Raw genomic sequence first — 19,740 nt, 5'->3', positions numbered from 1 at the left:
TGGCACACGTGCTCCACCCGCAGGAACAGTCCTGAGTCTGGTGCCGGAAGGCAGAGGCGGCGGAGTCACGGCGTCACCGGCAGGGGCAGGCTGTCGGCGAGGGACGAGAGTCGTTCGCGGGCGGCCGGGCTGCCGACGGTGACGCCGCACGAAACGCGTACGCGACAGGCCGGCGGATGTAGCGGACGAGGAGAACACCCGATCACCGCCGATGACCGGAGGCACGCGGCGGGCGAGCAGCCGCACGGGCATCCGTGGACTCGATACCGAAGACCGGGACGACATCGGCCTTGGTCGCCGCAGGCGACACGGCCAACGCCGCGCTCTGGGAAGCAGGCAGATCCGAGGACCGCGTCCGCGTCTCGGCCCGGGACGGGCCGCCGACACGACGCAGCTCGTCCTCCGAGTCGACGAGTTCCGACTGCGCCGAGCTGACGAACTCCGCCGCGAAGCCGAACCGGTCAGCCAGCGCGTACGCCTCGTCGTCGAGGTCGCTGATGTGTTCGCTCGCCGCCTCCAGCGCTTCCCGGACACGTTCCAGGGCCCCGCGCTCGGGGTGAAGGAGCTGGTCGACCGCTTGCCGAAGGTCCGCCCCATTCTCGGCCGACCTGATGCGGTCCGTGATCTGAAGGAGGGCGGCTTCGGCGACGTAGGGCCCAAGGGGAATCGCCCGAGTACTCATCCGGGCCACGTCCAGGGAAGGAGCGAGATCGACTCCGTAACGGGCGGCACGGAGCATCTCGGCCGCGTGGCCGGCGATGGCGACCCGGTCGGCGACCGCAGTGGTGGTGGGAAGCCGGTGGCGCCGTCCGTGCCAGTCCTCGATCTGCCGGAAGCCGGCGTGCTTGAGGATCATCGCGGAAAGATCGTCATTGGCACCCTTCGCCACGACACTGCCGCTGGCCTCGGAGGAGATGGTGATGAGAGGGGCAGGCACAGAAGTCTCCTGGGCACGGAAGGTCGGGAAGGTCGGATGGGGTGCGGTGGGCAGGTGCCCCAGCTCGGCCGCGATGCGGCGGCACTCGGTCTGGAGGCGGAAGGCGTCGCGATAGCCCTGGTGCAGGCCGCCGTCCTCACGGGCGAGGGTGGCCACGACGTGCACCTGACGGGGCTGGTTGCGCAGGGCGATCCACCGGCAGGCATCCGGATCGCCCTCCGGGGCGATCCCGACGGCGGACACCAACCGGCGGGCAACGACGGCCCACTGCGCATCGGTGAGGCCCGGTCGGCGAGGATCGGAACGGACCGAGCAGACCCACGTCGGCCGGACGAGAGCGCGGGCCCCGAGCCGCTCGACCGGAGCGTCGAGCGCATGGGCCAAGTAGGGCAGCGAGCCCGGCCCGGCGAGCAGCTCGATCGGCGCCCCGCGACCGTCGCCCGCGATCAGCCGGGGACTGACGTGGACACCGCGTTCACCCGGCCCGTACAGGTACGCGAGCAGGCCGGCGGTGTCGCTGGCGCGCTGCAAGTGGGCGATCACGGCGTCTACCTCGAGGAAGAAGGAAGAAACGAGGGTCCGGGAGACCGGACCAACAGGGAGAGAATCCGCAGGATTCGGGATTTGGCCCGGCCGGGGATCCCTGATAGATGCCCTGCTCACCCGGCCCCTGACCTTGGCGGGAGAAGAGGCACCGGTGCCCCGCCGCAGCGGGGCACCGGACAGCTAGAAGTAGGGGTTCTCGCTGGGGCGGTCGGCGTCAGTGGCGGCCTGGAGCAGCTCGGTGAGGTCGTCGGGTTCGGAGGAGCGCTGGTCGATCCACCATCCGGCGCGGGTGATAGTGCGAGCGGTCTCCTCGATCTCCTCCCACTCCGGCTCGCTGGTTTCGCCTTCGACGACCAGGGCGGTGTAGGCGGCGGCCAGGATCTGGTGGCGGCAGCGCACACCCCAGGGGACGGCGCGCTCGGTTCCCTCCAGCGGAGGCATCCGGTACTGCTGCGACCAGGTTTCGGACTCGGCCTGCTCTTCGGTGCGTTTGGCCTTCACCCAGGCGACCTTGTCCTGCTCGCTGTTCTCCCTGGAGGCGCGCCAGCAGTCGCTGCACTCCTGGCCGGCGAGCCACTCGGCGAAGCCCGCGCGGCGGTCGGCCGGCCGATTGGAGAGGTCACGGTGGGCCTTGTGGCCGCATGAGTGGTTGATCGGCCAGATGGTCTTCACGGCCATGGGAGCTATTCCTTATGGGAGTTGGGTCAGCGGTCGCGGGTGAACGCGATGCGCGGGTCGAGGGGCCGGGCCGCCGCGACGGAGGTGGCGGGAGCCGACGCCGGGGCCTTGCCGGGGAGACTGGCGAGGGCCGGGCTGGCGGCGAGCGCGGCGGCCACGATCGGAGAACTACGGCCGGCGCCCTGGATACGGTCGTGGGACGAGGTGGGCGCGGGGCGGTGGCGGGCCGCTACGTCCTGGGCGAGGCGGGGCTGCACCGCGACCTGGACGCCGGAACGGTGCAGGGCCAGCGTGGCGTCGGCGACCTTCCCCAGGGCCTCGTCGCGGCTGGTGGCGGTGGACAGTGTGTAGATGTCGAGGCGGTGATCGTGCCGCCAGCCGTGTTCGATCAGGGCGAGTCCGGTGAGTCCGGAGGCGCGGCTGTCGATGGCGGCGACGATGCCGAGCCGTGGATGCTCGGCGAAGGCGACATCGGGCTCGGCGTGCGGAGCCCGGGACGGGACGGGCCCCGCGGTGGGTAGGAGGGAGGGGTTGAACACGGCGTCCGTGTCGACCCGGAAGCCGGCGTTGCGTAGCAGTGCGGCGGCCCGGGTGGCGCGGCCCTGCCCGTCACGTTGCTGGTCGGTCAGGGCGTACAGGGTCGGCTCGCCCAGGACGGGGCGGAAGTCGAGCCGCTCCAGCATCCAGGTGCCGGCGGCGAGGTTCTTGGGGTTCGCGGCGACGATTCCGTAGTCGGGGTGTCGGCCGACGGTGATGTCGGCAAGCAGTTCTTCGGCGGAGGTGGGCAACACGGCTGATCCATCCGGTGGCTCGATGACGGGGGAGGTCGAGGGCCGGAACGGTTCTGCTGGTGAGAGGCATGCGGCGTACTCCGAGACGGGAAGAGGTCAGCGACCAGGGGTGGTGGAGGGACGTGCGGGTGGAAGCACGGGACGTGGGGGAGGAGCCGTCGCCGGCAGCGTGCGGACCGTGCGCGGTCCGGCCGACGGCGAGGGCGCGAGAGCAGCGCTCACCCGTGGCCGAGCAGAGGCCGGCAGGGCGGTCCGGTCTACCGGACTTCGGACTCCCGGATGGGCGGTGTGGCGGTCGCCAAGACGTGCTTCGTCGGGCTGGGCAGGGGAGACGTCGGACGCGAGTAGCGCCGAGTCGCACAGGACGTTGAAGTCCTCGGTCTGCAGCGCGGCGAAGGCCCGGGTCACCGCCCGCCGTTGCTCGGTCGGATCGGTCATGGCCGTGGGCCGCCGGTGGTAGCGCTCCCCGTCGAACGAGACGGCGGCGATGAAACCCGCACGGTGGAGCACGGCGTCGGCGACGCGCTCCCGCGAGGAGCGCTGCTGCTCGGGGCGTGCCGGCACGCCGAGCTGGTCAAGGCGTGCGTCGACGGCGGCGAGCAGACTCGGGACGCTCCCGCCGTACCGGGCGTCAGGGCCGCCGGGTTCCGAGTCGTAGATCTCTTCGTACACCGAGGGCCCGGTGTCCCGGTGGGGGATCGTCGTCCAGCTCTCGGGGAACTTGGGGTCCTCGCCGGGTGGTTCCTGCGGCGGCGAGATGATCAGCGAACTGCCGTCGGGGAGGGCGGCGTGGACGATGTAGTCGCTCAGGCCGTACTCGACGGTGACCTCCAGGCCGCGCTGGCGGAGGGGAGAAGTGAGGTAGCCGTACCCGTGATCCTCTTTCGGATCCTCGGACACAGCGGGCGAGGGGGAGGTGCTGGTCCACGCGGTGATGTGTGGTCCCTCTCGCTCGAAGGTGATCAGGGGGTTGTTGTCCTGGTGCATGGGCTGGGCTTTCTCCGTGGTGGGGTGTTCCGGCGGTCGGCGCCGCGGGCTGCGGGCACGCGGTGGTCTACGAGGATCTGGCGATGGGAAGGTTTGGTCCTGCCGGGACTCGGTGCAACCGGCGTCAGCGGGAGCGACCCGGCACCGGTGGGCCGGGTGCCGGTGGGGGCGGGGACGAAGCGGGCAGGGGCCCGCGCCGGCCGGAGGCGGATCGGGCGAGGGCCACGCGTGCCTGTTCGGTCCGCGAGGACTGTTCGCGGTCCGCTCGGCCGGCCAGGTAGCCGGCGGCCCGTACGAGGGCAGGGCCGCGGATGGACAACTCGTCGGCGTAGTGCCAACCATCGGCGTTGCGGTCCTCCTCCGCCTGGCTCTCATAGAGCTTCCGCGAGCCGGGGAGCGAGGCGTCCATGAGGACCATGATCTGATCCCACTCACGCTGGAGCTGTCCCGCGCGTTCCAGAGAAGTGTCGATCCCGCGCAGCCGGCGGAGGTCTTCGCTGATCGGCCCCTCGACGTAGTCGGCACCACGGGCGGCAGCGCGGACGCCGGCCAGGACCTCGGGACCGTGGGCGAGGAAGACCTCCACGTGTTTCCACGCCTCGGCGTCGCGTTTCACCTTGCCGTCCTCGTATCCCTGCTCGTCGATGGGCCAGCCGTCGCCGTCGCAGAAGGAGTCCGAGACCGCGTCCCAGGCGTCGGACGCCTGCCTGATCCCGGCGGCGGCGGAGGCCAGCGCCGGGATGTGCCTCCGCCACGCCAGGCGGTCGGTGGCCGCCGACGGCCGATTCTCAGCCAGGCCGGGAGAACTGGGAGAAGCAGACATGATCGATCCTCCGAACAGGCCCTATGCCGACATCCGGGCGTCGGTGTCGAACAGTTCGCGTTCGGCCGGGTGCAGGATGTGTTGCGTGATGAAAGACCGGCCCGCGACCTTCCACAGCCCCCGGCCCTTGGTCAGAGCCGACACCGCCTGGGTCTCGACGCCGGTCAGGCCGAGCAGCGACGCGGCGGCGTCGAGCTGGTCGGGTTCCTGGCGGTAGATGATGCGGGTGGAGCAGTCGGCCAGGAGGCCCTCGGCCAGCACCCGGCCGCGTGAACCGGCATCGCCCGCCGAGAGCAGGTCGCTGAGCCGGTGGATGACCATCAAGTTCGCGATGCCGAGACCACGCGAGAGCTTCCACTGGGACTGCATTCGCTCCAGCAGGCCGACGTGCCTCATCAGCCGCCACGCCTCGTCGTAGATCACCCAGCGCCGGCCCCCGTCCGGATCGGACAGAGCGCTCTCCATCCATGCCGAGGCGCAGGTCATGGCCAAGACCAAGGCGGTGTCGTCGCCGGAGCCTCCGAGGCGGGAGAGGTCGATGGACAGCATCGGCGCGGTCGGGTCGAAGGCCACCGTCGAGGGGGCGTCGAACATGCCGCTCAGGTCGCCGTGCACCAGGCGGCGCAGGGCGTGCGCGAGGTCCTGGGCGGCCGACCCGAGGTGTCCGGCCTGGTGGCCGAGGGCCCGGTCGAGGCGTTCGGGCGAGCTGAGGGCGTACGCGATCTCCCCGAGCAGCGGCACCGTGCCCCGGGCGGCGGCCTCGGCGACCACCAGGTCCAGGGCGAGGTCGAGGGCGGTGTGCTCCATCGGCAGCAGGTCGCGCTTGAGGATGGTGCGCGCCAGGCTGGCCAGGAGCAGGAGACGCCGCTTTCGGACCTCGGTCGCCCAGTCGTCCTCGCTGACGGAGGCGGGCCGGGCCGGGGCGTCCAGTGGGTTCAGCCGACCTGGGAGGCCGGGGCCCAGGGCGATGCTGTAGCCGCCGAGGGCCTGTGCGACGCCGGTCCACTCGCCCTTCGGGTCGCAGGGGATGTAGATCCGGTAGCCGTGGGCGATCGACCGGGTGGCGATGGACTTCGCCAGCGCGGACTTGCCCATGCCGATGATGCCGGTGAGGACCGCGTTGGGGTTCGTGAAGCCCTCGATCCGGCCGCTGCTGTACAGCGAGAACGGGTCGAAGCAGAAGGCGGCTTCGGCATGGACGTCGCGGCCGATGAAGATGCCCTCCGCCCCCAGGCCGCCCTCGGCCACGAAGGGGTAGGCCCCCGAAGCGGTGGCGGTGGTCATCCGGTGGGCGGGCAGGCTGAGCTTGCCGCCCCGGGCCGAGGCCGGACCGGGACGACCGGTCGGCGGGTAGGTCGACCGCAGCTCCGGGTCGAGGGCTTCCTCGGCGCGGTGCTTGGGCGGTGTCCCGGCGAGGCGCGCCTGGCGGCGAGCCTCGGCGAATCCAGCTCGGGCGGCCCTCTGCTGGGCCCGCGAAGCCTTGCGCGGCACGTACAGGGGAGAGGCACTGGCGCGCGTACGGGGCATGAACGTGTCTCCAGACAGGTGATGGGGTCAGCGGCGGACGAGGCCGGTGAACGGCGCGTGCAGGTCGGCCGGGGTCGTACGGCGGCGGACCAGGTGCGCGGCGCGCTGGTGGCGCTGGCAGATGGTCAGCTCCGGTGCCCCTTCGGGCAGCCCGGCCTGGCACGCCTCGGATTCGGGCACCTCGCCCGAATCCGGCCGGGGCGCCGCGTGGTAGGCAGCGTGGACGTGGTCGGCGGCCAGCCAGATACGGGTGCGGGCGGCACGAAGCTGGTCGCCCTCGATCGGCACGAGCCGACCGGTACGGGCGGCATGGGCGTCGAGCAGCCCGTGCACCGAGACGAGATGCGCGTGCAGAGCGTCCAGCTCGGCCCGGCTGGTGACGAGCGGGCCACCGGGGAGGTTGAGCGCGCGGTGGAAGTCGAGCGCGGCGGTGGCGAAGGGCACGAAGTCCTGCGCGGTCGGGCTGGCGGTGCGGGACATGGAGGTGCTCTTTCGAAGGGAGGGGATGGGCCGGCGTCAGGCGGAGAGCGCGAGCGGCAGGGCGGCGGCGGTGAACGCTTCGGCCTGCTGCCACGTCAGCGGCCGGACGTCGAGCTGGGCGCCGACGGCGGCGGTCTCCACGACCGCGCAGGCGGAGCGGAGTTCGTCCTCGGAGTCGGCCGAGACGGTCAGCAGCCCGGTCAGGGCGACATCGGCGTGGCCCGCGATGAGCTGGCGCTCGCGGGACTTGATGTCCTGGTACTCGATCGAGTCCGCCTCGGAGTCGACCTGGCCGCGCCGGGCCCGCTCGGCGGCATCGGCGATCACGCTGGCCTTCTTGCGCTGGACATCGCGCAGTGCGGCTTCCAGTCCCTTCGGCTCGTAGGAGAGCGACAGTGTGCGCCGGACGCCGCCGGTGAACAGGAGCTGGTGCAGGAAGCCGGCCGACGTCTCAGTCCTCGGCCAGTTCTCCACCCAGTACGTGGCGTGGACGGCCGAGTCGGTCGCGATGTGGTCCGCCTTCTCGACGACCACGACGGGTCCGGCAGCTGCGGGCTCGGCCTCGGGACGGCCGGCGGTGGACCACCGGTCCAGCGCCGTGAGGGCCTTGGGGTCGTAGGCGGTGCGCACGACAGCTGCGATCTCGCGGGCGGTGAGCCAGCCGGTGGGGTTGAGCCCGGCGGTCCGCGCGGCCTGGCCGAAGGTGGAGGTCAGCTGCGCCAGGACGCTGAAGGACCCGGTCAGGCCACCGCCCGCCTGGTTGATCAGTCGGCGTGCCGCCTTGGTGTCCAGCGCCACCGCGACGTACGCCTCGTGCGGGGCTGCGGCCGGGCCCGCGTTCTGGATCAGTTCGCTGTAGATCGCACCGGCCACCGGGGCGTCGGCCCGGCCGTGTTCCTCCCAGTAGCGGCGCAGGCTGTCGCCGGAGTCCGGGACGGTGCGCTCGATCACCTGGATGCGGGCGATCTGCCCGGTCCGGGCCAGCGCGGCCAGGGCCCGTCCCCAGCCGCTGACGTTGGCGTGCTGGGTACCCGGGTCGAGCAGCGCGTAGGCGCGGGAGGAGACCTTGACCACGGCGGTCAGCGTTCCGCTGTGGGGATCGTGGACCGCACCGTACCTACCGTCGGGCGCGGTGGCCACGCGCAGGCTGGCGGCGGTGCCGGGCAGGTGGAGGAGTCCTTCGCGGGTCGGTCGGCGGGAGGGCCGGGTGAGCCAGACGAGCTGGCCGCGCATCCGGCGCAGGGCGTACCGGGTGACGATCGGCGTCCAGTCCGCCAGGGCACGGCCACGGTGGCGGACGAAGACGAAGAGGGTGATGACGGCCCACAGCGGGATGAGCACGAGAGCGCCGATCACGCCGCGGGTGAGGACGACAACGAGAAGGAGAAGGCCGGTGAGGCCGGCGACGATCAGCTGCGGGGCGGTCAGGCCGAGCAGGATGCCGCGCCTGCTGCGGTGGGGGAACTTCACGGTGGCCGTAGGGGCCTGGTGCTTGCCGGACATGGTGGTTCCAGATGGTGGGAGCGGACGAGGGGCAGGGCGTGCGGCGTTCTTCTGGACGTCATGGCGGGGCTCCTCTGCTGGTCGGTCGGGGTGGGGCGGGCCGTGGTGTACGGCCCGCCCCGGGTGTGATGGGTCAGGAACCCGACGGCGGCTGAGTGGGGAACACCCAGTTCGTCGGCGTCGGAGAACCGGTGGCCGACGGTCCGGCGGGAGACGGCGGCGCAGCCGCGGGGCCGACAGGCGGCAGGGAGGTCATGCTGCCGCCCGGTGCCGACGCGCCGACGAGATAGCCGGAACTGCCGGTGACGCCGTGGACGAGCGCCTCCGGCCCTTCCGCTTCGTCCGCGCCGGGACGCGTGATCAGCGGTGGGATCCCGGGCCGCTGGATCAGGGCCCGGCCCTTGTCGCCGGTCGCGTTCGGGTCCTCGCCGTACCGGAAGCGGGGCTGCTGCCTGGGCGGACCGGCGTCGATGCCCTCCTTGCTCAGGTTGCCGCCGGCGGGATTGATGCCGGAGGCGACGCCATCGGCGCCCGCACCGGGGACCTTGCTCGGGCCCTGGGGAGCGGGAGCGCCGGTGCTGGCCTGCATCGCCAGGCTGCCCGCGGCCTTCGCTGCCCCGGCGGCGACCGCCATGCCGGCGACGCCGGTGCGGTGCAGGTCGTCGTGACCGCCGCCGTCGCTGGCCCAGTGCACGAACTTGTACGTCGCGTACGGGCAGAGCAGCACGAGGACCATCACGACGATGCCCGCCATCGCGTCGGACAGAGCCGCCATCCCGTCGCCGGCGTCGCTCTTGCCCATGGCGGAAACGCCGATCAGGAAGACCACGGTCATCAGGAGCTTCGAGACGACCAGAGTGGCGGTGGCCTCGATCCAGCCACGCCGCCACCGCTTGGCCACCTCCCAGCCACCGCCGGCACCGGCGAACACGGCGAGCGAGACCATGATCAGGACACCGACCTTGCGCGCGACCATGACACCCCAGTACAGGAAGGCGCCGATCGCGCACCCGAGAGCGACCAGGGCCGGGACACCCCAGCCGAGGCCGTACATCGCCCCCAACTCGTTGACCTTCACCACGCGCCGGATCGCGTCGTCGACGGAGGTGTTGGCCGCTTGGAACAGCCCGTCGGACAGGGCGTCGACCACGGTGATGGCGACGCTGGTGAAAGCGACTGCGCAGAAGCTGAACAGGACGCCGGTCATGGTGCCGAACGCAGCCTGAGCAAGAGCGCGCTCATCGCGTCGCCAGGCCGCGGTCATCAGCTGGATGCAGAAGATGCCGACGGTCAGGGCGAGCCCGATGGGCAGCAGGAGCTCGTAGTTGTCCCGAAACCATCCGGCGTTGAGGTCGATGGCGGTCGTCTCGTTGACGGCCTTCGCGGCGAGATCGGCCGCGCTGGCCGCCAGCTCGCCCATCGACTTCGCGATCCACGCGCCTATGCCGTCGGTCACGGTTCCAGCGGGATTGGTGGCGAAGTCGACGGCGCCGCACACCTTGTCCATCAGCGGGAAGTCGCAGACTCCCATGGCGATACCTCCTTTCTCAGACGGGGATCAGGGCGCGACGGACGGCATGACGCCGACCAGGGCGCAGGGATGGTTGGGCCGGCACTGGACCGCGAGGGTGGTGGCACGGCTCTCCGCACCGCCGTCGGGCGAGCCCTTCCAGGCGATCGACTGCTTGCCGGAGACCGTGACGGCGTAGACGTACGCCTGGGTGATCGCGCCGGGGTCTTCCTGCAGGGCCCGGGTGAACGCGTTCGGGAAGTGCCCCTCGTACACCTTGGCCGTGGCGAACTGGCCGTTGGCGGCCATCTCCTTCCACAGCACCGCCGAGGGAACGACCTTGTCGACCGAGGCCGGATCGGCGTACTTCACCTCCGTGGTCAGCCACCCGCGCAGAGCCATCCGCAGCTCGGGCTGCGCGTACGCACGAGTGTCGTAGGACCACAGCGCTACTGCGGCTGCCTTCCCGTACGCGATCGGGTCATGCGTCTTCGGCGGGACCGGAAGGGCACGAGGACGGGTGTAGAGGGTGGAAGACCCGGACGCCGAAGGGGCCGAAGAGGTGACCGAGGGCGAACTCGGTGGTGGAGCAGGGGCTTCGGATGGGCCCCTGCCGTTGCGGGTGAGATACGCGGCCAGGCCGGCGAGGCCGACGAGCACCGCCAGGACGACGGTGCCGAGCAGCGCCCGGCGGCGCACGCGAGATGCGCCGCCGGGGTGGGTGGAGTGCTGAGCCATCAGTGGACCTGCGTCCCCAGCGTGCTGAAGAACGCGACCACGCCGTTCGCCGCACCGAGCAGAAGGGCCGCGCCGGCGCTCACCAGCACGCCCTTCTTGCCGTTGGCCTCCGCCTGGTGGCCGCCGGAGTGGTGGCCCCAGGCCCACACGCCCGCGCTGACGGCGAGAGCGCCGACCACGGCGATGAGCCCGAACAGGTTGATCGAGCCCATCACCTGCTTGAGGACGGACAGACCCGGCAGACCGCCCTCGTTCGGCTTGATCCCGGGGTCATAGGCGAGCTGCATGACCTGGTCAGCGAGATACATGGAGAACTCCAGTTCGATAACGTGCACGCCAAGGCCCGCTGGGGCGAAGCGGCGGTGCGAGGAAAGGGGGAGAGGGGAAGAAACGCCGGTCAGACGACTCGGCGGGCCGCGAGAATCCGCGGTTTCCAGGAGGCGAGGGTCGTGATGCGGACGACGTCGCCGGTGTGTGGGGCGTGCACGATCAGGCCCTGCCCGATGACCATCCCGACGTGCTCGGGTGTGGCGGCCGTCCCCTCGGTGAAGAGCAGGTCACCCGGCTGAAGGGCGTCGACCGGCACCGCCTTGCCCTCCTTGACCTGTGTGTACGTCGTGCGCGTCAGGGTGACCCCGGCGGCCTTGTACGCCTGCTGCATCAGGGAGGAGCAGTCGCACCGGCCCATGGCGTCCTTGCCGTGGGAGTTCGTGCAGGTCCCGCCCCACTGGTACGGCGTGCCGAGCTGGCCGAGCGCCCACCGGATCGCCGTCTGGACCTGTCGCGGAGCGTCGGCGGGGATCTCGTACTCGGTCGGCAGCGCGCCGGGCGGGATGGTGCCGAAGTCGGTCCCGTCCCCCTCGGCGCTGCAACCGCCCGCGATACCGGGCGCAGGGCTGCCGGTGCCGGCCGAGCCGGATGGCGAAGGGTCCGGTGACGCGCCACCGGCCTTCGGCAGCAGGGGCTTGATGGCCTTCTGCAGGGCGGTGGCCAGCGGCTCCCACTTGGCGTACGCCTCCGGGAAGCCCGACCGCTGCACGGCCTGGGCGGCCTGCGTGACGGACAGGGATTGCCAGCCCGAGACCTTCCGCAGCCCCTTGTAGAACTTGGTCGAGGCGTGTATTGGGTCGAGGATCTGGTTCGCCGTGCCCCAGCCCATCGACGGGCGCTGCTGGAAAAGCCCCAGCGAGTCCCGATCGCCGTAGGTCAGGTTCCGAAGGCCGCTCTCCTGCAGGGCGGTCGCCAGGGCGACGACCTGCCCGCGGGCCGGGATGTTCATCGCGACGCCGGTGGCCTGGATCGTCTTGGCGTTGGGCACCTGCTCGGCCGGGTCGTCGAGGCCCGGCACGGAGATCGAGCCCTTGTCGCCGCCGTCCAGGATGGCCTTCACCTGGGCGGCGACAGCGGCGGTATCCACATCCTGTGCTCCGCCGGTCGAGCAGGTGGCCGAGGCGGTCCCGGCTCCAATGGCGAGAACCGGAACGGCCAGCAGCAGCGGAGCGGTTGCGCAGAGACCGACGACGGCTCCGGTGGACTTCTTCATCGCCGCCGCCGTTCACCGAGGCGGCGGTGCCGGCCGGGTGACGGCGTCGGGTCGGGGCGCGGATGTATCAGGGCATGCTGCATCGCAGTGGCTCCTCGGTGTTCGTAGGAGGCGCGGTGCCGACTTCTCGTGCAAAGCCGTCGGCACCGCGCCGATGTGCATCCGCCGCTCGGGCGGGCCCAGGTCAGAGGAGTTGGTGGCTCCCGGACGCCGGTCTCAGGTCACGCGCGGCAGCCAGCCGCGCTCGTAATCTCAGGCAGTGCACCGAGGCTCCTGACGGCGTGTGGGAAGGAAGGGGACAACGTGCCTCCGATACCGCTCGACTGGACGAGGCGGCACGGAAAAGCACAGGTCAGCGGCGGTGGAGCGAGGCTCCTGCCCGGTGACACGGCGAGACAGTAGACAGAGATTCCGGCCGCACCAAACGACCTCCGAGGCCGGCCCCGAGCCAGCGCCGCCGCGTTAGGTCCGGCCGGAGACAGCCGTTAACCTCCAGCACAACCCCGCCCCGGAAGAACGCCGTTGAGCGCTGCCCGGAGCGGTCTCAGCCCCGCCATGCCCTGAGAAAGGCCCTTCCCATGAGCTACACGCTGCACCGAGGCGACGCCCTGACCGTGCTGAAGTCCCTCCCGGACGAGAGCGTCAACGCCGTGATCACCGACCCGCCGTACAACTCCGGCGGCCGTACGAGCTCGGAACGCACCGGACGGACCGCGCGCGCCAAGTACGTCACCAGCAACAGCGCCCACGCCCTCGCCGACTTCCCAGGAGAGAACCGCGATCAGCGCTCCTACCGCTCTTGGCTGACCGAACTGCTCACCGAGGCGTACCGGGCCTCCACCGAGCACGCGGTGGCCATGGTCTTCACCGACTGGCGCCAGGAACCGACCACGACCGACGCCCTGCAGATGGCCGGCTGGACCTGGAGCGGCACCATCCCGTGGATCAAGCCCGCCAGCCGGCCCCGCAAGGGCGGGCCGAAGCAGGACTCCGAGTTCATCGTCTGGGGCGTCAAGGGATCCCTCGACAACACCCGCGACCTCTACCTGCCCGGCCACTACATCGCCTCCCAGCCCCGCAAGGACCGGGTCCACATCACCCAGAAGCCCGTCGAGATCATGCAGCAGCTCGTACAGGTCTGCCCCGAGGGTGGCACCGTCCTCGACCCGTTCACCGGCAGCGGCTCCACGGGCGTCGCGGCCCTTCGCGAGGGACGTCGCTTCGTGGGCGTCGAGCTGTCCCCGCACTACGCCGACGTGGCCGAGCAGCGGCTCCGCGCAGAGCTGACCAAGGACGACTTCGACCTGGCCGGACCGGAGGCGTGATCATGAGAGCGGAGAGAGCCAGGGGCCGGTGGGCTGCAGACGCCGAAGGGCGGCTGGTGCATCGAATGACCGATGCACCAGCCGCCCTTCTCGTTGCGTCACGCCGCCTGGAACGCCCGCCGGATCAACGGCGCCGCCTTCTCCAGATCGGCCGCCGAGGCGAGGCGCACCTCCAGGTCCCCGGCCCCCAGGTGCCCGATCCCGCGCATGTCCCGGGTGAAGCCCTCCTCCAGCATGACCGAGTCCGGGTCGAGTCTGAGATAGACCAGGATCGCCTCGTGCTTAGGACGGAAGATCACGGACGCGATGTTCACCAGCCGCCGGTAGGCGATGTAGTGCCGCAGCGGCGCCACCTCGACGTCGTCCCACGCCGTGAGCGCCTCGTCCAGCTCCGCGTACAGGTCCCGCAAGCACTCCGGCACGAGGCCGGCACCCGCCGGCGCAGGAGCCACCGGTGCCGCCGGCGCGCTGCCGACCACCGCGTCCCGCTCCCGGCTCCGCCGAGACGAAGCGGCGCTCGCTGAGCCGGGCGAGGAATCGACGAGCAGCAGACTCAGCAGGCCGCCCTCGAAGATCCGGTAGCGCACCAGGTCGATCCGCTCGGGCAGCCACTGCACGGCCACCCGGTCGTGGTGGGAGAAGCCGGCCGCGATGCAGACCATCCGCGGACGCCGCCAGTCGATCGACCTTTCTGCCTCCGCGCCCAGCACCTTCCGGACCAGCGCCTCGAACTCGTGCTGCGCCGAACGCAACCAGGACAGATACGAGACCGCCTGCGACAGCACCCCGCTGTCGGAGCCCCTCTTGAACTCGATCACCACCGGGCTGCCGTTCTCGTCCAGGCCCAGGGTGTCGATCCGCCCCCGGTGCCACGGACCGGTCGCGTATTCCGACGCCACGAACCGGATGCCGAGCATCTGCTCCAGCCCGGCCTCGACCCGCCGTTGCAGCTCCACCTCCAGCGCCACCGTCGAACCGGACAGCTCGACATCCCGCCCGTCCGCGTCCCGCCGGAACAGCATCAGCTCGGCCACCAGCGCCCCCTCCCGTGATCTTCGTACGAAGACCAATCGTCGGAGAGCTCGCGGTATTCCACATTTAGGAACCGAGACGGCGGGTCGTTTAGCCGCGTGTCTGCCACGTTGTCCAGAAGAAGGGTGCGGCCGCAGAGGATGTCCGATGAGACGCTGCTCGTCGTGATCGTCTACGTCTTGGGCAGTGGACGCGTCTGGCAGGCCCTACCGCCGGTCACACCTCCGTGCGGCGCGGAGAGGCGAACACGGCTGGTCGGAGGAGACAACGGGCTCAAGAGCCCTCACACCATGACGCTGAGGTGTCGTGCTCTGGTGAGTGCGACGTAGAGCGCGCGGTGAGCCTCGTCGCCGGGGTCGAGGCCCTTGCGGAGCGCGGCCGCGTCGGACTCCTCCAGCCGCACTCCGACCCTGTCCCATTCCCTGCCCTTCGCCTGATGACAGGTCAGACCGAGTACCAGGCGTTCGTGCTGAACGTTCAGGCGCATGCGCAGGTGGCCGAGAGCCTTGCGCGGTGTCCGTTTGTGCCCCTCCGAAGGCTCGACGCGGGTCGTAGCGACCACGGTACGCACCAAGGCGGTCCAGACCTCGGAGAGTTCGTCCTGGTCTGCCAGGCGTTGGAGCGTGCTCTGCAGGTCCGGACGCAGCTTCTCGAACGTCTCGGCCTCCTTGATGCCCAGGGTGGTCCAGGCCTCCGGGAGGAACAAGGCAGGCAGGCCGAGGGCCGTCTGAGTGAGTTCGTTCAGAAGCAAGGTGCACAAGGATTTCTGGAGCGCCCCCATCTTCCACCTGGCGGTGGCCAGGGGGAGAACCTGAGGGGCGCAGTCCCACAGCGACTGCCACTTCCGCGCGAGCACGACATTGACGGCTTTCGTCGCTCCCGCGGGCAGGATCGTGCTTTCCCCGCGGCGCAGTCCCTGTGTCAGTGACGTCTGGGTCACGCTGTCGCGCCATCGGAAGGTGGTCCGGAGTTCGCCGCGTTCGAACTCCAGCAGTCCGAGGAGCCGGCGCACACTCTCCGGGCGGGCGCCGCGAAAGGCGTAGAGGGCCTGCCAGGGGTCTCCCACCAGGGTGACAGCCAGTCCCGCGTCCGCCGCCACGCGGATGATCTCCACGTCCAAGTCGTTCGCGTCGTAGACCTCGTCGACGAGCAGGGACCTGATCGCCATGGTGAAGTAGGCCGTCACCTGGGCACGTACGCCCTCAGTGTCGAGGGCGTCGCGCAGGACCTCACGAACGTTCTCATGGGTGCACCGCCCATCGCCCACTGCTGCGGAGAAGTCCGCTGGCTTTATGTGGTACCCCGGTTCGTCCTCCTGTTGGTAGGTGGTGATGACATGGGTGCCCACGAGGCGGAGAACCGGTTTCGCTTTCGTGCGCATGGTGGGCAGGTGGGTCGGCCACGTGTCCAGCACCTCCAATTCCTCGTGGCTGCCCGGCCACTGGAGGACCCGGGAGCGTAGGAGGTGAGTGAGCAGGTCGTTGAGGACGGTGTCGAGCGTGACGATGCGATGGGGCCAGGTCAGGGCTGAAGGGCCCCACTGTCGGGACACGCGGCTGCGTATCTCCTCGGTGGCCGAGCGGGTGAAGCTGACCGCCACGACCGCCCGGTGGTCGGTCGTGCGCGCGAAGCGGTGCAGGCCGAAGCGTTGGTGCGAGACGGTCGTCTTCCCCGAACCCGGGAACGCCTCTATGTAGAGGAGGCGATGAGGGCTGGCGGCGACAAGGAGCTGTTCCCGGGTGAGGACGGGGTTTTCAGGTCGGCGACTACTCATCGGTGTTCGTCATTCGATGTGCGGCTGTGGGCCAGGCGCCCCTGGGGGAGGGGAACCGAGGCAGGAGTTCTTCCCAGGGTGGCGCATCCGGCTCCGGCGCGCCGGTGAACGGTTCGTCCCTAGCTGCTTCCGCCCAGTAGCTTTCCTCCTCCTCCTCCTCGTCCAGCCAGCGGAAGCCCTCCACATCTGTGGCGTACTGCTCGTCCATGCCCTGTTCGCCCTCCACCGCGAGCCAGTCCGGCTCGATGAGGGGACCGAGGGAGGTGTTCTCTGACCCGGCATAACTTTCGTCGGCTGGGGCGGGCGCGTACAGGAATTCGAACAGCTGCCGCATGTGCTCGGGCACGACCGGAAGGAACCAAGCCTGCTCGGGGTCTGTTTCGTTGGCCTCCGCGAGGAGACCGGCGAAGGCCAGCGCGAAGTCGCCCTTCTTACGCCGGCTGCCGCGGAACAGCTCGTACACCGCCTGGGGCGTCACCTCTGCCAGGTGCAGACCGACCTCGTGTAGGGCGTCCTCGACCATGTCCTCATTGCCTTCGGTGATGGACGGCTCCAAGGTCGGGTGACTGACGAAGGCGTCGACGACCGACGGGTCATGATCGGAGAGCCATCCCGGCTTCTTTCGCTCCTCGCTGTCGAAGGGCAGGTCGTTGTCGACGAGGATCGCCAGCCTGGTGCACAGCTCGCTGCCTCGGGTTGCCAGAAGGTGCACCGGCCACTGTCCGACCTTCCAACCCATGTGCACGATGCTGAGCGCGTCGATGAACGCGTGCTTGTGTGCGTCCGTGCTGGCCCAGGTCCTGCCGAACTCCCGCACGACAGCGGCGTCAGTGACGCCCTCGACCAGCAGGAGGCGTTCGGCGAACAGTGCGGCGGATCGGCTGGCGTCCAGATGGAGCCGTGTCTTCCGCAGTGTGACGTCGCGGTGCTCGGCCGGTACGACGTCGGCGACGGTACGGCAGACCCTTCCCCGTGCCGTCCGGCGGACGACGACGAGCTCCTCCGGGGCGCAGGACGTGATGATGTCTGTCGCGTGAGTGGAGAGGACGACCTGTAGCTCCGGTCGCTTCTTGACGGTCCTGCGCAGGTAGCGGACCAGAGCCTGCTGCAACTGCGGATGGAGGTGGGCCTCGGGCTCCTCGATGACGACCGTCGCGTGGAATGGCTTCGTACCGAAGAAGGAGTCCTCCTCCGCGTCGGCGTCCGCCTGTGCCTGTTCGAGGTTCAGGGTCGCCTCCCGGATTTGCTCCTCCTCGGTGAGGGGCGGCTGATCTGAAGTGTCCGAGGGGGGCCAGACGCTTGCCTGCGGGGGTTCGGTGGAGTCTGGTATCGCCGCCAGTGTCACGGCGATGTGCAGCAGGTTGACGTATCCCAGCCCGGATACTTCGAGCGGCCGGGCAAACTTCCGCCCCTCCATGACGGCAAGCATGACTTCCAGGACGCGGGCCAAGTAGGTGTCGTCGATGACCTGGCCGCGTATGTATGGCCACTGGTGGTCCACTCCGGCCGACAGATCCGTGAGATATCCGCCGATCCGCTTCTCGACGGCGTCGATGATGCTCTCCTTGGCCAGCTCCTCGAGCAGCTGGGAGGCGCGCGCCCGAAGCCCCACCAGGTTCCGGGTACCGTTCAGGCGCTGTTGCTCGGCACGGAGCAGCTCGACCAGGATCCGCGCCTCGCGACGCGCCAGCTCGTCGAGCGGATGGCGCCAGGCCGGCAGATAGATCAACTTGTACGGGTCCAGGTCCAAGGACCTGCCGTGCGCGCTCTCGATCTTCGTGGCGACGCTTCCGAGCCGACGGCTCAGCGTGACGCCCCAGTTCTGGGCGATGTGGCCGAGGGGCCGGTGGTCGACCTCGTGTAACTGGCGTCCGAGACGCCCTTCCTCGGCGAGGCTGTCGCCCAGTTTGTAGGCAACCTCGATGCTGCGGGCGGACCTTTCGGGTGCGAGCGTGGCGGATCCGTACCTCGGCAGGACCGGAAAACGGCTGGTGGGATGCGCCAGGTAGAGGGCGTCCGTGAGTGTCGTCTTCCCGGCGCCGTTGGCTCCGATCAGCACACTGAAACGACCGGGAAGATCACAGGCCATCTCCTCCTCTGCGCTTGCCCGGAAGCCGCTGACAGCAATACGACTCAGGTGCACCATGTCCCCCCACAGGCCAATCAGTACGGGTGGACATCGTCACCCATGCCACTGACAATCCCTGAAGGGGGCGGTTGCTTGCGAGTATCTGTCGGGTTTTTCCAGAATCCCCTTTGCTTCGGCAGGTGTTCGACGGCCACCTAGCCAAGTGGTCCAGTGTGACGCTCCGTTCGATGGGGGCGGTGAAGATCGAGCTAGTGGATCTTCTGTTGCTCCAGCCACTTGAAGACCTCAGTCCTCTTGTAGAGGACCTTGGCGTTCTTGCCTCGGCCGAGTTTGTACCCCTTCAAGCCCAGTTTCGACGCTTCCCTGTAGACCCAGCTCGTGGACATGCTGAGCATCGCGGCGACCTCGGAGGTCTCCATGAGGACGGGCTCGACGGGCTGGCGCCTGCGAGGTCGGCCGTTTTCGGAGGGGTGCGGCTGCGGTTCCATGGGTGAGACGGCTCCTCGAGGCTGCTCTGGGGCTGATCGCAGTGCCGGGTCGCACTCTGCTCTGGCCGGATTCCGGGGATTCTCGGTGGTCGCCCTGTGGCACTGCTAAGGGTCACCGGGCGGACTGTGGCCATGGTCATGAGAATCGTCGGCTTCGCCGACCCGGGATTCACTGCTAGGTTGCCGCGCCGTTTCGAGGGTTCCTGTGATGGCGGGGCCTCGCGGATGCGGGGATCGGAGGTCGTCGCCGATCCGTCGGGGTGACGGCGATCACGGGGGCTCATGGGCGAGAGCTGCGTAGGCTTGTGAAGTCGTCGCGGTCGGTCCTGAGGGGCGGGTGAAGCCCCCAGCATTGCCTGATGATGCGTCAGGAAAGTCAGCAAGTGGTCAGCATGAGTCCTGAAAAACCTGGGGACAGCTGCCCGAACTTGCGACTCGTTGTAGGGTGTGGAAACAGCCTTTGACCTGCAAAAACGCAGGCAGGGAGCCTATGTCCAGGAGTACCTCAGTGATACGAACGATATTCAAGTCCAAGATCCACCGCGCCACCGTGACCCAGGCCGATCTGCACTACGTCGGTTCGGTCACCGTCGACGCGGAGTTGATGGAGGCGGCCGATCTGCTGCCCGGTGAGCTGGTCCACATCGTCGACATCGACAACGGGGCCCGCCTGGAGACCTACGTCATCGAGGGCGAGCGCGGCTCCGGCGTCATCGGGATCAACGGTGCCGCCGCCCACCTCGTCCACCCCGGCGACCTGGTGATCCTCATCAGCTACGGGCAGATGGAGGACGCGGAGGCGCGGACCTTCGTGCCGCGCGTCGTGCACGTCGACGGCGACAACCGCATCGTGGAGCTGGGCGCCGACGCGTCCGCCCCCGTCCCCGGCAGCGACACGGTGCGCCCCCCGCACGCCGTGCCCGCCTCCGTCTGAGGGGAACTCCGCCGGTCACCCGGTCCTCTCCGCGA

General features: G+C 69.8%; 18 protein-coding genes. 2 read left to right on the top strand and 16 right to left on the bottom strand.

All coding sequences use genetic code 11. The features are described from left to right. Window positions 1–202 precede the first annotated feature (202 nt). From ACZ66Z_RS05440 to ACZ66Z_RS05385, 12 genes are all read right to left on the bottom strand, one after another. Complete coding sequence (locus ACZ66Z_RS05440; protein ID WP_469932674.1) at window positions 203–1,480, bottom strand: hypothetical protein; 1,278 nt, start codon at window positions 1,478–1,480, stop codon at window positions 203–205. A 183-nt stretch (window positions 1,481–1,663) separates the two neighbouring features. After that, complete coding sequence (locus ACZ66Z_RS05435; protein ID WP_469932673.1) at window positions 1,664–2,161, bottom strand: hypothetical protein; 498 nt, start codon at window positions 2,159–2,161, stop codon at window positions 1,664–1,666. A 26-nt stretch (window positions 2,162–2,187) separates the two neighbouring features. Continuing rightward, window positions 2,188–2,952: a hypothetical protein gene (locus tag ACZ66Z_RS05430; protein ID WP_469932672.1), complete on the bottom strand. Its 765-nt coding sequence runs from the start codon at window positions 2,950–2,952 to the stop codon at window positions 2,188–2,190. 96 nt (window positions 2,953–3,048) lie between these two features. Next, window positions 3,049–3,939 carry a hypothetical protein gene (locus ACZ66Z_RS05425; protein WP_469932671.1) on the bottom strand — a complete coding sequence of 297 codons (891 nt, stop codon included), beginning with the start codon at window positions 3,937–3,939 and terminating at the stop codon, window positions 3,049–3,051. 124 nt (window positions 3,940–4,063) lie between these two features. Then, a complete protein-coding gene (locus tag ACZ66Z_RS05420) occupies window positions 4,064–4,762 on the bottom strand; it encodes a hypothetical protein (protein ID WP_469932670.1) in 699 nt (232 codons plus the stop codon). 21 nt (window positions 4,763–4,783) lie between these two features. Further along, window positions 4,784–6,289 carry an ATP-binding protein gene (locus ACZ66Z_RS05415; RefSeq protein ID WP_469932669.1) on the bottom strand — a complete coding sequence of 502 codons (1,506 nt, stop codon included), beginning with the start codon at window positions 6,287–6,289 and terminating at the stop codon, window positions 4,784–4,786. Between the two features lie 27 nt (window positions 6,290–6,316). After that, window positions 6,317–6,769, bottom strand: a complete 453-nt coding sequence (locus tag ACZ66Z_RS05410) for a DUF6238 family protein (RefSeq protein ID WP_469932668.1) — start codon at window positions 6,767–6,769, stop codon at window positions 6,317–6,319. A 36-nt stretch (window positions 6,770–6,805) separates the two neighbouring features. Continuing rightward, window positions 6,806–8,272: an SCO6880 family protein gene (locus ACZ66Z_RS05405; RefSeq protein WP_469932667.1), complete on the bottom strand. Its 1,467-nt coding sequence runs from the start codon at window positions 8,270–8,272 to the stop codon at window positions 6,806–6,808. Between the two features lie 133 nt (window positions 8,273–8,405). After that, a complete protein-coding gene (locus ACZ66Z_RS05400) occupies window positions 8,406–9,803 on the bottom strand; it encodes an SCO6881 family protein (RefSeq protein WP_469932666.1) in 1,398 nt (465 codons plus the stop codon). Between the two features lie 27 nt (window positions 9,804–9,830). Next, window positions 9,831–10,520 carry a hypothetical protein gene (locus ACZ66Z_RS05395; protein ID WP_469932665.1) on the bottom strand — a complete coding sequence of 230 codons (690 nt, stop codon included), beginning with the start codon at window positions 10,518–10,520 and terminating at the stop codon, window positions 9,831–9,833. Next, on the bottom strand, window positions 10,520–10,828 hold the full coding sequence (locus ACZ66Z_RS05390) for a DUF6112 family protein (protein WP_469932664.1): 309 nt from the start codon (window positions 10,826–10,828) through the stop codon (window positions 10,520–10,522). Before ACZ66Z_RS05390 ends, ACZ66Z_RS05395 begins: the two co-directional genes overlap by 1 nt. Before the next feature lie 89 nt (window positions 10,829–10,917). Beyond that, complete coding sequence (locus ACZ66Z_RS05385) at window positions 10,918–12,063, bottom strand: C40 family peptidase (RefSeq protein ID WP_469932663.1); 1,146 nt, start codon at window positions 12,061–12,063, stop codon at window positions 10,918–10,920. Window positions 12,064–12,641: 578 nt separating this feature from the next. Between ACZ66Z_RS05385 and ACZ66Z_RS05380 the strand changes: the two genes are divergently transcribed. Next, window positions 12,642–13,388, top strand: coding sequence for a DNA-methyltransferase (locus ACZ66Z_RS05380; RefSeq protein WP_469932662.1), 747 nt, complete (start codon window positions 12,642–12,644; stop codon window positions 13,386–13,388). Between the two features lie 98 nt (window positions 13,389–13,486). Here the strand turns inward: ACZ66Z_RS05380 and ACZ66Z_RS05375 are convergent, their stop codons facing one another. From ACZ66Z_RS05375 to ACZ66Z_RS05360, 4 genes are all read right to left on the bottom strand, one after another. Then, complete coding sequence (locus tag ACZ66Z_RS05375) at window positions 13,487–14,422, bottom strand: DUF5655 domain-containing protein (RefSeq protein ID WP_469932661.1); 936 nt, start codon at window positions 14,420–14,422, stop codon at window positions 13,487–13,489. A gap of 281 nt (window positions 14,423–14,703) precedes the next feature. Next, entirely contained in the window at window positions 14,704–16,194 is a 1,491-nt protein-coding gene (locus ACZ66Z_RS05370; RefSeq protein WP_469932660.1) for a UvrD-helicase domain-containing protein, read from the bottom strand. Continuing rightward, the gene (locus ACZ66Z_RS05365; protein ID WP_469932659.1) at window positions 16,187–18,340 is read right to left on the bottom strand and encodes an ATP-dependent nuclease; all 2,154 of its coding nucleotides are present in this window, start codon (window positions 18,338–18,340) and stop codon (window positions 16,187–16,189) included. Before ACZ66Z_RS05365 ends, ACZ66Z_RS05370 begins: the two co-directional genes overlap by 8 nt. A 191-nt stretch (window positions 18,341–18,531) precedes the next feature. Next, window positions 18,532–18,771: a helix-turn-helix domain-containing protein gene (locus tag ACZ66Z_RS05360; protein ID WP_469932658.1), complete on the bottom strand. Its 240-nt coding sequence runs from the start codon at window positions 18,769–18,771 to the stop codon at window positions 18,532–18,534. Window positions 18,772–19,279: 508 nt separating this feature from the next. Here ACZ66Z_RS05360 and panD point away from each other — a divergent pair. Further along, window positions 19,280–19,705: an aspartate 1-decarboxylase gene (gene panD, locus ACZ66Z_RS05355; RefSeq protein ID WP_469932657.1), complete on the top strand. Its 426-nt coding sequence runs from the start codon at window positions 19,280–19,282 to the stop codon at window positions 19,703–19,705. Window positions 19,706–19,740 lie beyond the last annotated feature (35 nt).

The sequence above is a fragment of the Streptomyces sp. NPDC107498 genome (assembly GCF_055582805.1).
Note: the sequence above shows the minus strand (reverse complement) of the source record. Positions and strands in the feature narration are given on the sequence as shown.

What these genes read in the sequence shown, in the direction of transcription:
- ACZ66Z_RS05360 (WP_469932658.1), bottom strand. Translation starts at nt 18,771, where the DNA reads ATGGAACCGCAGCCGCACCCCTCCGAAAACGGCCGACCTCGCAGGCGC.
- ACZ66Z_RS05435 (WP_469932673.1), bottom strand. Translation starts at nt 2,161, where the DNA reads ATGGCCGTGAAGACCATCTGGCCGATCAACCACTCATGCGGCCACAAG.
- ACZ66Z_RS05410 (WP_469932668.1), bottom strand. Translation starts at nt 6,769, where the DNA reads ATGTCCCGCACCGCCAGCCCGACCGCGCAGGACTTCGTGCCCTTCGCC.
- ACZ66Z_RS05420 (WP_469932670.1), bottom strand. Translation starts at nt 4,762, where the DNA reads ATGTCTGCTTCTCCCAGTTCTCCCGGCCTGGCTGAGAATCGGCCGTCG.
- ACZ66Z_RS05415 (WP_469932669.1), bottom strand. Translation starts at nt 6,289, where the DNA reads ATGCCCCGTACGCGCGCCAGTGCCTCTCCCCTGTACGTGCCGCGCAAG.
- ACZ66Z_RS05370 (WP_469932660.1), bottom strand. Translation starts at nt 16,194, where the DNA reads ATGAGTAGTCGCCGACCTGAAAACCCCGTCCTCACCCGGGAACAGCTC.
- ACZ66Z_RS05405 (WP_469932667.1), bottom strand. Translation starts at nt 8,272, where the DNA reads ATGTCCGGCAAGCACCAGGCCCCTACGGCCACCGTGAAGTTCCCCCAC.
- ACZ66Z_RS05395 (WP_469932665.1), bottom strand. Translation starts at nt 10,520, where the DNA reads ATGGCTCAGCACTCCACCCACCCCGGCGGCGCATCTCGCGTGCGCCGC.
- ACZ66Z_RS05380 (WP_469932662.1), top strand. Translation starts at nt 12,642, where the DNA reads ATGAGCTACACGCTGCACCGAGGCGACGCCCTGACCGTGCTGAAGTCC.
- ACZ66Z_RS05365 (WP_469932659.1), bottom strand. Translation starts at nt 18,340, where the DNA reads ATGGTGCACCTGAGTCGTATTGCTGTCAGCGGCTTCCGGGCAAGCGCA.
- ACZ66Z_RS05390 (WP_469932664.1), bottom strand. Translation starts at nt 10,828, where the DNA reads ATGTATCTCGCTGACCAGGTCATGCAGCTCGCCTATGACCCCGGGATC.
- ACZ66Z_RS05385 (WP_469932663.1), bottom strand. Translation starts at nt 12,063, where the DNA reads ATGAAGAAGTCCACCGGAGCCGTCGTCGGTCTCTGCGCAACCGCTCCG.
- ACZ66Z_RS05425 (WP_469932671.1), bottom strand. Translation starts at nt 3,939, where the DNA reads ATGCACCAGGACAACAACCCCCTGATCACCTTCGAGCGAGAGGGACCA.
- ACZ66Z_RS05400 (WP_469932666.1), bottom strand. Translation starts at nt 9,803, where the DNA reads ATGGGAGTCTGCGACTTCCCGCTGATGGACAAGGTGTGCGGCGCCGTC.